This is a genomic window from Kineosporia succinea (assembly GCF_030811555.1).
GTDB classification, from domain to species: domain Bacteria; phylum Actinomycetota; class Actinomycetes; order Actinomycetales; family Kineosporiaceae; genus Kineosporia; species Kineosporia succinea.
In genome coordinates this window covers 7,313,030-7,328,100 of record NZ_JAUSQZ010000001.1, presented here as the reverse complement: position 1 = coordinate 7,328,100, position 15,071 = coordinate 7,313,030, and the positions used below count along the sequence as shown (strand labels likewise).

At 71.1% G+C, this 15,071-nt stretch carries 13 protein-coding genes; 3 read left to right on the top strand and 10 right to left on the bottom strand.

Translation table 11 applies throughout. The features are described from left to right. Window positions 1-108: 108 nt before the first annotated feature. Window positions 109-1,110 carry a LacI family DNA-binding transcriptional regulator gene (locus J2S57_RS32335; RefSeq protein WP_307249827.1) on the top strand — a complete coding sequence of 334 codons (1,002 nt, stop codon included), beginning with the start codon at window positions 109-111 and terminating at the stop codon, window positions 1,108-1,110. Between the two features lie 260 nt (window positions 1,111-1,370). Here the strand turns inward: J2S57_RS32335 and J2S57_RS32330 are convergent, their stop codons facing one another. Next, on the bottom strand, window positions 1,371-2,438 hold the full coding sequence (locus J2S57_RS32330; RefSeq protein WP_307249825.1) for an NAD(P)H-dependent flavin oxidoreductase: 1,068 nt from the start codon (window positions 2,436-2,438) through the stop codon (window positions 1,371-1,373). A gap of 172 nt (window positions 2,439-2,610) precedes the next feature. Further along, window positions 2,611-3,399: a hypothetical protein gene (locus J2S57_RS32325; protein WP_307249820.1), complete on the bottom strand. Its 789-nt coding sequence runs from the start codon at window positions 3,397-3,399 to the stop codon at window positions 2,611-2,613. A gap of 245 nt (window positions 3,400-3,644) precedes the next feature. Here J2S57_RS32325 and yczE point away from each other — a divergent pair, with 245 nt between their 5' ends. Then, window positions 3,645-4,295, top strand: coding sequence for a membrane protein YczE (yczE, locus tag J2S57_RS32320; RefSeq protein ID WP_370882522.1), 651 nt, complete (start codon window positions 3,645-3,647; stop codon window positions 4,293-4,295). 161 nt (window positions 4,296-4,456) lie between these two features. Next, complete coding sequence (locus tag J2S57_RS32315) at window positions 4,457-4,828, top strand: hypothetical protein (RefSeq protein WP_307249816.1); 372 nt, start codon at window positions 4,457-4,459, stop codon at window positions 4,826-4,828. A 65-nt stretch (window positions 4,829-4,893) separates the two neighbouring features. Here the strand turns inward: J2S57_RS32315 and J2S57_RS32310 are convergent, their stop codons facing one another. The 8 genes from J2S57_RS32310 to J2S57_RS32275 form a co-directional block, all read right to left on the bottom strand. After that, complete coding sequence (locus J2S57_RS32310; RefSeq protein ID WP_307249814.1) at window positions 4,894-5,862, bottom strand: glycoside hydrolase family protein; 969 nt, start codon at window positions 5,860-5,862, stop codon at window positions 4,894-4,896. Between the two features lie 9 nt (window positions 5,863-5,871). Beyond that, window positions 5,872-7,698: a glycoside hydrolase family 3 protein gene (locus tag J2S57_RS32305; protein WP_307249812.1), complete on the bottom strand. Its 1,827-nt coding sequence runs from the start codon at window positions 7,696-7,698 to the stop codon at window positions 5,872-5,874. Window positions 7,699-7,713: 15 nt separating this feature from the next. Next, window positions 7,714-8,523, bottom strand: coding sequence for a carbohydrate ABC transporter permease (locus J2S57_RS32300; RefSeq protein WP_307249810.1), 810 nt, complete (start codon window positions 8,521-8,523; stop codon window positions 7,714-7,716). An 11-nt stretch (window positions 8,524-8,534) separates the two neighbouring features. Then, window positions 8,535-9,425: a carbohydrate ABC transporter permease gene (locus J2S57_RS32295; RefSeq protein WP_370882731.1), complete on the bottom strand. Its 891-nt coding sequence runs from the start codon at window positions 9,423-9,425 to the stop codon at window positions 8,535-8,537. Then, a complete protein-coding gene (locus tag J2S57_RS32290; protein ID WP_307249806.1) occupies window positions 9,422-10,690 on the bottom strand; it encodes an extracellular solute-binding protein in 1,269 nt (422 codons plus the stop codon). Before J2S57_RS32290 ends, J2S57_RS32295 begins: the two co-directional genes overlap by 4 nt. Window positions 10,691-10,877: 187 nt before the next feature. Further along, window positions 10,878-11,993 (bottom strand): LacI family DNA-binding transcriptional regulator, encoded by a 1,116-nt coding sequence (locus tag J2S57_RS32285; RefSeq protein ID WP_307249804.1) that lies wholly within the window; start codon window positions 11,991-11,993, stop codon window positions 10,878-10,880. Window positions 11,994-12,162: 169 nt separating this feature from the next. Next, window positions 12,163-12,750, bottom strand: a complete 588-nt coding sequence (locus J2S57_RS32280) for a TetR/AcrR family transcriptional regulator (protein ID WP_307249802.1) — start codon at window positions 12,748-12,750, stop codon at window positions 12,163-12,165. A 9-nt stretch (window positions 12,751-12,759) separates the two neighbouring features. Then, a complete protein-coding gene (locus tag J2S57_RS32275; protein ID WP_307249800.1) occupies window positions 12,760-14,979 on the bottom strand; it encodes a glycoside hydrolase family 3 C-terminal domain-containing protein in 2,220 nt (739 codons plus the stop codon). Window positions 14,980-15,071: the final 92 nt, after the last annotated feature.

Genomic DNA, 15,071 nt, shown 5'->3' with positions numbered 1-15,071 from the left:
GTTGTCCGGCGTACCGAGGCGGTGGGCTGGGACGGGACGGTGCGGGGCGGGCGTGGCGGGGAGGTTCGGCATGATCGCGGCAGCTACGGGGTGAAGTAGATTCGCGGGATGCGCGACGAAGCCCTCCGGGTCACTCTGGCCGACGTCGCCGCGCACGCGGGGGTGTCCACGGCGCTGGTGTCGATCGTCATGAGAGACGCGCCGGGAGCCAGTGCCGCCACTCGCGAACGCGTCAAGGAGGCGGCGGCCGAGCTGAACTACCGGCCCGATCGCGGGGCCCGGCTCCTGCGCAGCGGGCGCACGCGTCTGCTCGGCGTGGTGTTCAGCGTGCAGCACGCCTTTCACGGTGATCTGGTCACGGGTCTGTACACGGCCGCCGAGGAGGCCGGCTACGAGTTGACCCTCAGTGCCATCACCCCGCAGCGCGACGAGCGCCGGGCCGTCACCGGGGTGCTCTCCGACCGCTGCGAGGCTCTGGTGCTGCTGAGTCTGCAGGCGCCGGCGGCCGAGATCGCGGCGCTGGCGGGTCCGTTGCCGGTGGTGGTGCTGAGCCGCAACGTGCGTCACAAGGCGGTCGACGTGGTGCGCAACGACGACCGTCTCGGCCTGCACCTGGCCGTCGATCATCTGGTCGGGCTCGGCCACCGCCGGATCGCCCACATCGACGGTGGCCGCAACCCCGCCGCCGCCGAACGCCGCCGCGGCTACCGCGACGCCATGATCCGCAACGGCCTGGAGTCCGAGATCCGCGTGGTGACCGGGGGAGCGTCCGAGGTCGACGGGGCCGCGGCGGCCCGCGTCCTCCTCGACGACCCGCCCACCGCCGTCACCATGTTCAACGACCGCAGCGCCACCGGCCTTCTCGAGGTCGCCGCGAGCCGGGGCGTCGACGTGCCCGGGGAGCTCAGCGTCGTCGGCTTCGACGACGACCGGCTGGCCCGCCTCGGCTACATCAACCTCACCACGGTCGGGCAGGACGCCGTCTCGATGACCGCGTCGGCCGTGCGCCGGGCCATCGACCGCATCGAGGACCGTCCGGTGAGCCGGCGCGAGATCGTCACCCAGCCCCGCCTCATCGTGCGGGGGACCACCGGCGAGGCCACCCGCTGAGCTGACGTCGCCGGCGCCAGCGCCGGCGAACCAGGGGTGCCCTCGGGGCCAGGGCGATCCAGGGGTGCCCTCGGGGCCAGGGCAACCCAGGGGTGCCCTCGGGGCCGGGACGGATCAGGGGTGCCGCGGAGCGGGGACGGACCAGGCGTGCCGGAGGGCTGAGGCGGAACCGACGCGGGGCCGACGACCGGGGAGCCGGGCCTCTGGGGGCGTGGCGCGTGAGCGGAGGTCGGATTCGGCGCCGGGCGCACAGCCTCCGCTCAGGTGCTGAGCCGGCGCACCACGTCGGCAGCGGGGCCGGTGAGAGCGTTGCGGTAGCCGGTTCCGGCCCACAGATGCACATTCCGGGCCTCACCGGCTCGTGCGGCGGCCTGGCGCAGAGCCCGGGTCAGATGGTGGACGCCGGGGTAGGCCACCGGCGCTTTCTCACCGTGACGGTCGACGAAGGACGTGCGGAGGGCCCGGGCGGGCCTCCCCGTGAACGCCCGGGTCACGACGGTCTCGGGGAAAACGCCGACCTGGTCGGAGACGTCGGCCAGGGCGGCGCGGTGGACCGGGGTCGTTCCGGCCTCGTCGGTGAGCATCAGCAGGGTGCCGACGGCGACGCTCTCGGCGCCGGCGGCGAGGAGGCGGCGGACGGCGTCCGGGCCGTCCACCCCTCCGGTCGCGACCACCGGCAGACCGACCTCGGCGATCACCTGACGCACCAGGTCGTCGAGGGGGATCGGGGCCGGCCGACGAGCCGGGTCGTGGGTGGCGCTGTGACCACCGGCCCCGGTGCCCTGCACGACCAGGCCGTCCACCCCCACGTCCCGGGCCGCCCGCGCCTCGCCGACGGAGGTGACGGACGCGAGAACACGCGTCCCCACGTCCGTCAGCGCTGCGATGTCGGAGACGTCGGGCAGGCCGAACGTCAGGGACACCACCGGAACGGGCCGCTGCACCAGCAGGGCGATCTTGGCGGGCCAGTGGTCGTCGTCCTCGACCGGGACCGGGTTCAGCTCGAGGCCGTACCGCGCGGCCTCGGGCGCCAGCTCGGCCGCGTAGGCGGCGAACGCGCTCGGGTCGGGGCGGTCCCGGGCGGGCACGAACAGGTTCACCCCGAACCGGGCACCGGACGAACGCATCTCGTCGATCTCGGCCGCCAGCGCCTGCGGCGTCCGGTACCCGCCGGCCAGGAACGGGAACCCGCCCGCCCCCGCGACCGCCCGCGCCAGCGCCACGGTGGTCGGGCCCCCGGCCATCGGGGCACCGGCGATCGGGAGGACCGAGTCGAGCAACCGGGAGCCGGGCTGCGGGGCGTTCGGCGGCAGTGCACGCGGCGTCATGCGGGACCTCTCGGTGCTCAGGGACGAGAGTCCATGATCCCGCACCCGATTCGACCGCGGGCAGGCGACCCGGTGACCCGGCCGACCAGGCCGACCAGGCCGACCCGGCCGACCCGGCCGACCAGGCCGACCCGGCCGACCCGGCCGACCAAGGGCAGCTCGCTCGACTCGTTCAGCGGATGTCGTTGCGGATGAACCAGGCCTTCCGGACCTGGTAGCGCTTCGGCGCCGGGAAGGTCTCGTCCCCGCCACCGACCTCGCCGACCCGCACGGTCCACACCGCCCTCGACCGGTTCACACCGTGCCCACCGGCCGACAGGATCGCGAGGTCCTTGTCCTTCGAGGCGCAGACCTTGTTCGCGCACAGGTACATCCCGAACAGCCCGTCCTGCCGCGCCGGGTAGGTGCCGCCGGTCTTCAGCTCGTAGCGGCTGCCGTCCGACAGCTCCATCGCCAGCGGCTGTGCGCGCCTGGGCGCGTGCGTCCGGGGCAGGTTCGACGCCTGGTAGTCCCGCAGATGACGCGACCAGGCCGACTCCAGGCACAGCACCCGTCCCGGGTACTTCGGCGAGGCCCAGCAGAACGCCGCCCCGAGCACGGTCGGCACGCACTCGTAGGTACCGTCGTTCAGCGCCGACACCGAACTCCAGCTGCAGTCGCTGCCACCGTCGCCGGTCGGCGCGGTGCCGGGCCGGACGTCACTGCTCCAGGCCTTCTTCAGATACCCCGAGGGCCGGAACGGCGATAGCGCGACGATCTTCGTCTTCTTGATCCTCGCCGCCTTCGCCACCTTCGACGTCCCCACCACCTGCGCAGCACCGAGCGCCGGTGAGAGGCTCGATGAGGCACCCGTCACGGCCGTGGGCGCAGGCGCCGCGGAGGCGCTGACGGCTCCGACCGAGCCCAGGCCCACCAGACTCATCGCGGTGGCGAGAACGACGATTCGCTTGAGGGTGTGCACGATGATCCTTCCTGACAACGTGTGTCCTTCCCCCCCGTTCCATCGAACCGGCGGCGCCCGCGGTGGTCCCCGGCAGGCCCGCGGCACTCGATCGGCGCGCCCACGCTCACGCTCCGGTTCCGCCGGCCGATGGCGGACGCTCCGGTCACCTGACCCCGCCCGGTGAGTGGGTGGGTGGTCGCCATGACCGCCCGTAGCCAGTGCCCGCGAATTGGCTATCGCCGGGCAGGCCAGTGGCGCTCAGGATGGGACGAGTGTCCACGACGCGCGCCCACGCACTCCGCCTGACCCAGCTCGGCATCGGCCTGTTCCTCTACGGCGCCGCCATCGCCCTGATGGTCCGCGCCGCGGTCGGGGTGTCGTCATGGTCCGTGCTCACCCAGGGCCTGGAGAACGTGCTGCCCCTGTCGTTCGGCGCCCTGACCGTCCTGACCAGCTTCGTCGTGCTGCTGCTGTGGTTCCCGCTGCGCCAGAGGCCCGGCCTCGGCACCCTGCTCAACGTCCTCGTCATCGGCCCCGCCTCCGACCTGGTGCTCGCCCTGGTGCCCGAGCCGGACGCGCTCGCGGCCAAGGTGCTGCTCTTCGCCGTCAGCCTGGTGCTCCTCGCCGTCGCGACCGCCTGCTACATCGGCGCCGGCTACGGCACCGGCCCCCGCGACGGGCTCATGGTCGGCCTGGTCGAGCGGTTCGGCTGGCCGGTCTGGAAGGCCCGCACCGTGGTCGAGGTCTCGGTCGTGGCCGTCGGTGCCGTGCTCGGCGGCGACCTGGGAATCGGCACCCTGGTGGCCACTTTCGCCATCGGCCCGCTGATGCACCCGATGATGCCGGTCTTCGCGCGCTTCCCCTGGATCCCGCGGGCGCCCGAGCCGGAACGCATTCTTGACCGGATCGGTTGACTAAGCCGCCCGTCGTGCCTATCGTCGAGTCATGCCGTCGCCGCAGCTGGTGCTCACCCACCGCCGTTACGTGGACAACGGCCGGGCTCTGACCAATCGGTGTTGCTGAGGCTCTGGATTTCTTCAAGATCCCGGCCCCGCGAACCGAAAGCGAAGACATCATGCAGACCGCACTCCTGAACCACCGCCCGTCCCCGGCCCACGCCCGGCCTCGCATCACCGCCCCGCTGTCCGGTCGCCTGGTGGTGCGGGCCCCGTTCCGCGCCGACCTGCGCGACCGCCTGGCCGCCACCGGCAGCACCCCCCGCTGGGACGAGGAGGCTCGCGTCTGGACCCTCCCGCGCAAGACCCTCCAGGCCGTCGTGGCCGAGGTGCTCGGCGCCTACGGCCGGGTCGGCGTCACGATCGAGGCCCAGGGCCGCGAGCACGACACCACCTGGATCACCTACGATCTCGACCGTGCCGACGGCGAATCGCTGAAGAAGTGGCCCGACGTCGTCGACCTGGCGTCGCCCGCCCTGCAGCGCGCCTAGGTCCTGGCCCCACACGAAGAACCAGGGCCCGGTGGCCGCAACGGGCGCCGGGCCCCGGCTCGTCGTCACACCATCACGCGCAACCGGCCGTCCACCCCGATCCCCAGATCGAACGGATCCCCGATCACCCCGGGAAACGTCCCGTCCGCAGCGGTGTTCGCGAACGCCAGCAGCTTCGCCGAACCCTCGTGCTCGACCACCCGCCCGCTGTACCAGTGCTCCTCCAGGAGCAGCGACGCGTCCTCCGGCTCCAGGACGCCACCCCGCACCGGAACCGACCAGATCCCCCCGGGTGAACCGAGCCGGGCACCCGACAGCCCGGACGCCGGGCAGGAGAAGATCAGGAACTCCCGCCCGAGAACCGTGACCAGCTGCGGGACTTCGAGGTGCACGAACCCCGCGCCCGGAGCGCTCAAGGGTGGCCGTGCCTCCCAGGCGACCAGGTCCGCCGAGAAGGCCCGCCCGATCACCCCGGCCTCGGAGTCCCCGAAACCGGCCCCGGGTCGCGCCCGGGCCGTGATCAGCATCTCCCAGCCGTCCTCGACCGGGTACACCCACGGATCCCGCCACGCCTCCTCCGGCCACGACGAGTCGCCGAGCGTCTCGTACCAGCGGGAGTCGGCCACCAGCACCGGTTCCCGATCGGGAACCCAGGTGTTCAGGTCGGCCGAGACCGCGCGTCCGATCGTCTCGATGTTCGCGTGCTCGGGCTCGGCGTGCAGGAACCGCGAGCCGGTGTAGAACATCACCCACTCGTCGCCCGACCGCACGACACAGCCCGTCCAGGTGGCCGTCTCGTCGAAATACCCCGCGCCCCGGGGCCCCAGGGCCTCGGGCAGCACGGTCCAGTTCACCAGGTCGGGCGACGTCGCGTGCCCGATCCGGGCGTTGCGGTGCCGCCGGTGCTCGGAGCCCAGCGACTTCGGGGCGTACAGGTAGAACAGGTGGTGTTCCGACCCGCCCCGGGAGATGCCGGGGGAGATGTCACGGGCGAGCCAGAAGTCCCAGACCCAGTGGTCGTCGAGCTGCAGCACGGGAATCCCCTAGATCGTCAGGCCGAAGTGCACCGGGAAAAGCGGGTTCTCGGTGTCACCGGGAACATCGGCCCGCGAGGCGCGCACCGCGTCCATCGACCGCGGGATCTCGATCGGCAGCCGCCCTCGCGGTGCGATCCTGCCCCGCAGGGCCGCCAGCACCGCCGCGTCCGAACTGCCGTAGTCGGCGACGAGGGCCGACACGAAGGGCACCAGCGGCGTGAGAATCGCCGGCCGGTCGAGGGTCACGACCACGACGAGCGGGCAGTGCTCCGCGATCCGCGACAGCCGGTGCACCAGCCCGGGCGGGAAGTCGAGCGAGCCCTGGTGGAACCAGGCCTCCAGGAACAGGTCGTCGCGCGGCTCGAACGGGGCCAGGAGCCGCACCACGGCCACGTCCGCCTGCTCCGGCGTGGCGACCGGTTGCGCCCACTCGGAAACCTGCTCCGGGCGCACGTTCTCGCTGTAGACGCGAATGCTGGACGCGAGGGGCAGGGTCGCCTCCCGGTTCACCAGGACGGTGGTGGACTCGGCCTGGGCCTCGAACCCCTGGCGCCGGAAGTCCGCCCGCCCCACGATCCGCTCCGCCGCGTCCACGTCCACGAACGGGTCGTCGAACAGCCCGAGCCGGAACTTCACCAGCAGCAGCCGGCGCACCGACTCGTCGAGCCGGGCCTCGGAGACCTCCCCGTTCTCCACGAGATCGACCAGCAGATCGGTGCATTCCTCACCACCGAACTGGTCGCACCCGGCGTCGATGATCTTCGCCAGACGCTGCGACGGGGTGAGCGACTCCACGCCCCAGGCCCGTGCCGGCAGCACCTGCTCGCCCACGTGGTTGTCGTTGACGAGCTCCCAGTCGGTGACCACGACCCCGTCGTAGCCCAGCTCCTCACGCAGCAGACCGGTCACGATCTGGCGGCTGAAGCCGAACCCGACCTCCTCGATCTTCTCGCCGCCCACGGTCAGGTCGATCGGCATCCCGTAGTACGGCATCATCGCGGCCGTGCCCCGGGCGATGGCCTCCCGGAACGGCTTCAGGTGGTAGTCGAACATCCCACCCGGGTAGACCTGCTCGCGTCCGTACGGGAAATGCGCGTCCTCCCCGTCCTTCTGGGGTCCGCCCCCGGGAAAGTGCTTGGTGGTGCAGGCAACGCTGGTGCTCGACAGCGAAGCCCCCTGGAATCCCTCCAGGTACGCCGCCGTGAACTCGGAGACCCGGTCCGCGTCGTGCCCCATCGTCTGCGCCTGACGTCCCCAGCGCGGCTCGGTGGCCAGGTCGATCTGCGGGTGCAGGGCGGCCCGGATGCCCACGGCCACGTACTCCTGCCGGGCCACGTCCGCGAAACGCCGCACCGCGTCGAGGTCGTCGAGGGCGGCCAGGCCCAGGCCCTCGGGCCACTGGCTGAACGGCCCGGCCGAGAACGCGACCCCGGCGTTGTCGACGAACGCGTGCCGCGGGTCGGTCGAGATCGTGACCGGAATACCGTGCGGCGTGGTCTCGGCCAGTTCCTGGAGGTTGTTGTTCCAGGTGGCGGCCTGCCGGGCGGTGGCGATCTGGTGCACGTTGAAGTGGTTCAGGTGCTTGCCCGTGACCACCTCGGAGGTGGGGGACTTGCTGATGCGCCCGGCCGTCTCGACCAGGTCGCCGTCGGGGCCGACCTCGATCACGGTCTGGAACATCAGCCCGGCCTTCTCGGCCAGGCTGAGCCGGCCGAGCAGGTCCTCGGTGCGTTCCTCGGGGGACAGGCGGGTGTCCTCGTAGGGGTCGAGCACGCCGTTGCCGTTGAGATCGCGGTACTGGTGGCCGTTGTCGTCGGACAGGGGGATGCGCATCGGTGGTTACCTCGGTTATTTCAGGCCGGTGGTCGCGACGCCCTGGATGAAGTAGCGCTGCAGGGCGACGAACAGCAGCAGGATCGGCACGATCACGAGCACCGATCCGGCCAGCAGCAGGCCGTAGTTGGTGGCGTTCTGGCCGGTGGAGTACAGCGAGAGCGCGACCGGCAGCGTGTACCGGTCCTCGCTCTGCGCGGCCACCAGCGGCCAGAGGAAGTTGTTCCAGGACGTGAGGAACGTGAGGATGCCGAGCGTGGCCAGAGGTGGCCCGCACAGCGGCATCACGATCCGGGCGAAGATCCGCAGCTCGCCGGCGCCGTCGATGCGCGCGGCCTCGAGCAGCGCGTCGGGGATGCCCAGGATGAACTGCCGCATGAGGAACACCCCGAGCGGCGCGGTGATGAACGGCAGGATCAGCGCAGCGTAGCTGTTGAGCAGCCCCAGCTTGGAGACCATCACGAACAGCGGCACGAACGTGACCACGCCGGGCACCATCAGGGTGACCATGACCAGGCCGAACAGCAGCTTCTTGCCGGGGAACTCCATCTTGGCCAGCGCGTAGCCGACCATCGAGCAGAACACCAGGTTGCCGAGCACGGTGAGCACGGCCACGATCAGGCTGTTGGTGAAGAACGTGCTGAAGTGCAGCGGGCCGAACCACTGGCCGTAGTTCTCGCCGGTGGGCTGCTCGGGCCACCAGGTCGGCGGCCGGCGCAGGATCTCGCCCTGGTTCTTGAACGAGCCCAGGGCCATCCAGAGAAAGGGCAGGAGCCAGGCGGCGAGGCCCAGGCTCAGAACGGTGTAGGTGAGCTTCTTAGGCATGAAAGATCCCCTCAGTCCTGCGACCGCAGCACGCGGAACTGCACGAGACTGACCAGTGCGATCACCAGGAACAGCACGTAGCTGGCGGCCGAGGCCATGCCGTACTCACCGAAACCGAACTGCTGGTAGGTGTAGTAGGCCACCGACAGGGTGGCGTCGAGCGGCCCGCCCTTGGTCATCACGAACGCCTCTTCGAAGAACTGCAGGTAGCCCACGGAGATCAGCACGGCACCCAGCAGCAGGGTCGGGCGCAGCAGCGGCAGCGTGACCGAGATCAGCCGCCGGAAGCCGCCCGCCCCGTCCATCATCGCCGCCTCGTGCACGTCGGTCGGAACCGCCTGCAACCCGGCCAGGAAGATGATCATCAGCGTGCCGACGTTGCGCCAGACGGCCATCAGGATGAGCGACGGCAGGGCCCAGGTGGAGTCGTTCAGCCAGTCCGGTCCCTGGATCCCGATCAGCGAGAGTGCCTGGTTGGCCAGGCCTTCCGGCTGCAGGATGTACCGCCAGACCACCGACACCGCGACGATGCTGGTGACCACCGGGGCGTAGAACCCGACCCGGAACAGCGAGACGATGCGACCCGAGCCGGAGTTCAGGGCCAGGGCCAGGGCGAGCGCCACCACCATGGTCAGCGGGATGCCGATGACCACGAACAGCCCGGTGACGAGCAGCGACTGACGGAACCGGGCGTCGGCGAACAGGTCGGTGTACTGCTGCAGGCCGATGAAGTTCACCGAGAACGGCGACCGGATGTCGCGCGCCGTGAAGTCGGTGAACGACATGCCGAACGACCCGAGCAGCGGCACGAGCATGAACACGCCGAACACCAGCACGAACGGGAGGCAGAAGCCCCACGCGATCAGGGCCTGCTTCCGGCGGAGCCGGGCACCCACGGTCAGTCCAGTCCGATGGAGTCAGCCTTGGACTGCAGGTCCTTCAGGGCGTCGGCGGCCGAGGTGCTGCCCCGGCGCATCTGCTCGAGGGCCTGGTCGGCGGCGGCGGCGACCTTCACCCAGGAGGTGCTGATCGGCTGCGACTTCGCGGTCTCGAGCTGCGTGCCGAAGACCTGCAGGTCCTCGTCGTCGGCGAGTTCCTTCTCGTCCCAGGCGGCCTGGGCGGCGGGGAGGTCACCGGAGGTCTTGAACCACGACGCCTGGGTGCCGGCCTCGCCGAGCCACTTCGCGAGCTTCCAGGCGGAGGAGGCGTTGTCGCTGTCGTTGAACACCACGAGGTTGGCGCCGCCGCTGAACGAGACCGAGCTCTTCCGCGCGGGAAGCGTCGCCACCGAGTACTTCTCGTCGAAGTCGTCGCCGCCGACCGAGGCCAGCGAGCTGCGCATGAACGGCCCGTCGATGAGCATCGGGGTGCTGTCGTCGACGAACGAGGCCTCCTGCGCGCCGGAGGAGACGTCGGCGTTCGGGTCGGCGATCTTGTCGGTGAAGAAGCTCTGGTAGTACTCGTAGGCCTCGACCATCTCGGGGCTGTCGAGCGTCCACTTGTCGCCGCTGGTGATCTCGGCACCGTTCGACCAGGGCATCCACAACGTGCCCTGGAACGCGTCGTTGCCGGCGGGCAGGCGGATGCCGAATGTGGCGCCGGCCTTCGCCTGCATGTCGGTGGCCATCTGCTTCAGCTCGTCCCAGGTGGTGGGAGCCTTGGTCCAGCCCGCCTTCTCGGCCAGGTCGGTGCGGTAGTAGAGCACGCGGGTGTCGACGTACCAGGGCAGGCCCACCGCGCGGTCGCCGCTCTCGGTGGTGCTGAGGGCGCCCGGGAAGTAGTCGGTCGTGTCCAGGTCGGTCGGCACGGTGGCGAACGCGTCGGCGAAGTCGGCCATCCAGGTCGTGCCCATCATGGCCAGGTCGGGCGTGTTGCCGCCGGCGATCGCGGTCTGGATCTTGTTGTGCGCGGCGTCCCAGGGAATCGCCGTGAACTCGACGTTCACGTCGGGATTGGCCTTCTGGAACTCCTTCACGAACTCCGGCAGCAGTTCACCCTCGGTGCCCATCGCCCAGATGGTGATGTCACCGGTGGCGGGGTCGGTGCCGATGGTGGACGCGGCGGCCGGGCTGTCGCTGCCGGCCTCCTCGGAGCGTCCACAGCCGGCCAGGGTCATGCTCGCCGTGAGCACGATGGCCAGGGCGCCGAGCGTGGTCGTCCTCTTCACGTTGTTCCTCCTCGAACACGCAGTCGTCAATCTATACGTTTAGATTGACGGGGCCATGCTGGCACGGGGGAGGCTGTCACGCAAAGGGGCGCAGGGCCGGGTGTCGCGAGAACGTCAGCCGGGGGCCGGATTTTGTGGTGATAACGGACAGCGGTGCCGGTTCCGGCCCACCGGTGCGCCCGGGCGTTCAGCAGCCGCAGCTGGCCCGGGGTTCCACCCGCGTCGCCAGGGTCACCGTGCGTCCCCGCTCCGGGGCGTCGTCCGGGTCCAGCATGAGCAGCTGTGCCGCCACGCGTCCCATCGCCTGCATCGGCTGCCGCACCGTGGTCAGCGCCGGCTGCGACAGCAGCCCGGCCAGGATCCCGTCGAACCCGGTGACGATCACGTCGCCCGGCACCGACACCCCCTCGCGCCGCAGCAGGTCGAGCAGCTCCACCGCCAGCTGGTCGCTCGCGCAGACCAGGGCCGGGGGCAATCGGTTCTCGCGCACCAGCCGCAGCACCCCGGTGAAGGTCGGGCCGCGGCCGAGGTCGGCGTCGTCGCACACGTCGTCCGGCACCGGCAGGCCCAGCTCGCGCAGCCCTTCCTGGAACCCGGTGAACCGCTCGAGGTAGTCGTAGGCGATCGTGCCGCCGACGAACTGCGGGTCGCGCACGCCGTGGGCCGTCACCAGGTGGGTCACGAGATCCCGCATGCCGCCGCGGTTGTCGGCGAGCACGTGGTGGTAGCCGTCGTTCTCCGGGGGCAGGCTGAACAGCACCACCGGCATGTTCAGCGTGACCTCCTGCAGCGAGGCGCGGGCCGAGCGACCGGGAAAGATCGCCAGACCGTCCACCCGCCCGGCGGTCTCGGTGATCGCGCCCTGCGACGGGTCGCCGCGCCCGACCAGTACCGGGCGCCCGTGCCGGCGGGCCTCCAGCTCGAAACCGCGCTGCACCTCGTCGACGTACAGCGGGAAGGCCCGGATGTCGGCCCGCCGCGCGTCGGGCATGCCGTCCCAGGGGATGACGTCCTGGGCGAGGTCGAACGGGGCCGGCGAGACGGCGGTGACCGCCTCCTCGTGCAGGGGCCGCTCCAGCAGGAACTCGTACGAGTGAAGCCCCAGGGCGCCGGTCTTGCCGCGCACCAGCCCACGGGCCGAGGCGCTGGGGATGTACCCGATCTCCCGGGCCGCCCGCAGCACCGACTCCCGGGTCTCGGGGCGCACCTGCTCGGGCCGCCGGAACGCGAACGACACGGTGGCGATCGAGACCCCGGCCAGTTTCGCCACGTCGTGAACCGTGGGACGACGGCGTGAAGCCACGGTGCTTGCCTCCTGCGGCGGTGAGTGGAAGGCCAGGCTAATGGACGCCGGGACAGGGGCTACCGGGTGAACACCGGGCGTGCTGGGCTCGTGGAGTTCACTCGGTCCGGAGGCAGGAGCGATAACAGGCTGAGAGCAACCAGGAGGCAGCCGAGCGCCCGCGCCCGGATCACTCCCGAATGCCCGGCAGCAGTCGCTCGAGCACCGCCAGCGAACGCTCCACGTCGACCGCCCCGGGCTCCAGCAGCCACTGCAGCTGGAGCCCGTCGGAGGCCGCGATGATCAGTGCGGCCACGTCACCCGGATCGAGGTCGGCCGGCACCGAACCGGCCTCCTGCTGGGCGACGACCGCCTCCCTCAGCCGGGCGCGCAGGTCACGGAAGCGTTCGGTGATGAACTCCCGGGTGACCGGGTGCTCCTCGCCCTGCAACGCGTCCGTCGTCAGGGTCGCGTACAGCTCGACCAGACCCGGGATGCCGCGGTTGCGCTCGGCACTGGCCCGCATCCCGGCCACCGCCGAGTTCGCCTCCAGCGGGTCGGCGAACGAGTGCTCGTGCGCGCGGTACACGTCCACGAGCAACTCGTCGCGGGAGGGGAAGTGGTAGCGCAGTGCCGCGTGCGAGACCCCGATCGCGTCACCGATGTTGCGCAGTGAGGTGCTCACACCACGCGCGGCGAACAGCTCGATCGCCGCCTCGATGACCTCGGCCCGCCGCTCGCTGGCCCGGCGGTACGACCGCCCGCTCCCTTCCGGCATCTCTCCAGCCTAGAGGCGGGTGAGGAGCTCGCCGACCACGGCCTTGCCGTTCACACCGGTGCCGAAGCCGAGCAGGCTGCGCAGCGGCATCGACTCGATCATCACCCGGGCCTCCTCGTCCTCGAACAGCGCCGACGCGAAACCGGCCCCCAGCTTCGAGACCTGCTCCTGCAGCAGGGCAGCGCCCTGGGGGTGCTTCAGCCAGTCGCCGACCGTGGAGTCGGTGTCGAGCACGACCGTCGCGACCGGCACGTCGAGCGTGATGATCTCGGTGGCCGCGATGTCCCGCGACGAGGTGCCCACCTCGATCACGAAGTCGCCCGGCTCGACCGTCCAGCCGTCGGCCCAGAACGCGAAATCCCTCTCCGACAGCTCGAAAGTGAGGACGGTGCGGTCGCCGGGCTCCAGCGTCACCTTCGCGAACGCCTTGAGTTCACGGACGGGTCGGTCGGCGGACGCGCTCGGGTCACCGACGTAGACCTGGACGACCTCGCTGCCGGCCCGCTCGCCGGTGTTCGTCACGGTCGCCGTCACCACGGCCTTCGCCTGCGCGGGGTCGGCCACGCTCACCGCCACGTCACTGATCGCGAACGTGGTGTACGACAGGCCGAATCCGAACGGGAAGGCCACGTCCTTGTCGGTGCGGTCGTACCAGCGGTAGCCCACGTAGATCCGCTCGCCGTAGTGCACCTGCTGCGGGGTGCCGGGCCAGTTCACGTACGACGGGTTGTCGGCCAGGCGCAGCGGCACGGTCTCGGCCAGGCGGCCGCCCGGCTCGGCCGTCCCGAACAGCACGTCGGCCGTCGCGGCACCGGAAGCCTGCCCACCGAGCCAGGTCTCGAGAATCGCCCCGGTGCGCCCGATCGCCGGCGTGAGGTCGACGACCGAGCCGTTGCTGAGCACCACCACGACGTCGTCGCGAACCTCGGCGAGCGCCTCGAGCAGCGCCAGCTGGTTCGGCGGCAGGTCGAGGTGCTCGCGGTCGAAGCCCTCGGACTCCTCCTTGTCGGACAGGCCGAGGAACAGCACCACGGTGCCCGCGGCCTTCGCCGCCGCGACCGCCTCGGCGATCAGGGCCTCGTCCACCGTGCCGTCGAGCCGGAACCCCGCCGAGAACGTGACCTCTCGCTGCGCCGCGGCCCGGATCCGGTCGAGGGCGCGCTCGAGCTGCGTCGGGATGATGTGCGAGCTGCCCGCCCCCTGGAACCGCGGGGTGCGCGCGAACTCGCCGATCACGGCGATGGCGCCGCCCTCGGTGGCGCTCAGCGGCAGCACGCCGTTGTTGGCCAGCAGCACCGAGCTGGCGGCCGCCACCCGGCGCGCCAGCTCGTGGTGAGCGGCGTGATCCACGGTGACACCGGGCTTCTGGGCCGCGCGCAGCCGGTCGTGCACGGTGAGCAGGCGCGACACGGCGCGGTCGAGGACGGCCTCGTCGAGGTCACCGGCCTTGACCGCCTCGAGCACCTCCTCGGCGTGACCGCCGGCGGCCGGCATGGTCAGGTCGGTGCCGCCCGCGACGCCGCGCGCCGGGTTGCCGACCGCGCCCCAGTCCGACACCACGTAACCCTTGAAACCCCACTCGCCGCGCAGCACGTCTTCCAGCAGCCAGGTGTTCTCGGTGACGTAGGTGCCGTTGATCTTGTTGTACGAGGCCATGATCGTGGCCGGGTTCGCCGTCTTCACGGTGTGCTCGAAGGCGGGCAGGTAGATCTCGCGCAGCGTGCGCTCGTCGACCTCGGCGCTGACCCGCATGCGCTCGGTCTCCTGGTTGTTCGCGGCGAAGTGCTTGAGCGACGCCCCGACTCCCTGCGACTGCACGCCGTTCACCCAGGCGGCGCCCAGCTCGCCCGCCAGCACCGGGTCCTCGGAGAAGTACTCGAAGTTACGGCCGCACAGCGGCGAGCGCTTGATGTTGACGCCCGGCCCGAGCAGCACGTCGACGCCGAAGGCCCGTGACTCGCGGCCCAGTGCCTCGCCCATCTCGTGCAGCAGCTCCGGGTCCCAGGTGGAGCCGGTGGCCGCGGCGGTGGGGAACGCGGTGGCGGGTTCGCTGTGGTTGAGGCCCAGGTGGTCGCCGGTCTCCTCCTGGAACCGCAGGCCGTGCGGGCCGTCGGAGAGCAGGGCCGGCTCGACGCCGAGGCGCTCGATCGCGGCGGTCTTCCAGACGGAGGCGCCCGAGAGCAAGGCGGCCTTCTCCTCGAGGGTGAGCTGGGCGACGAGGTGATGCATGAGGGGCTCCAAAGAGGGACGCGCCATTGCCGACAGAGAGATTCTTACAGTGGAAGAATTAGGTTGGCAACGCGGGTGCGCCGAACGGGTCG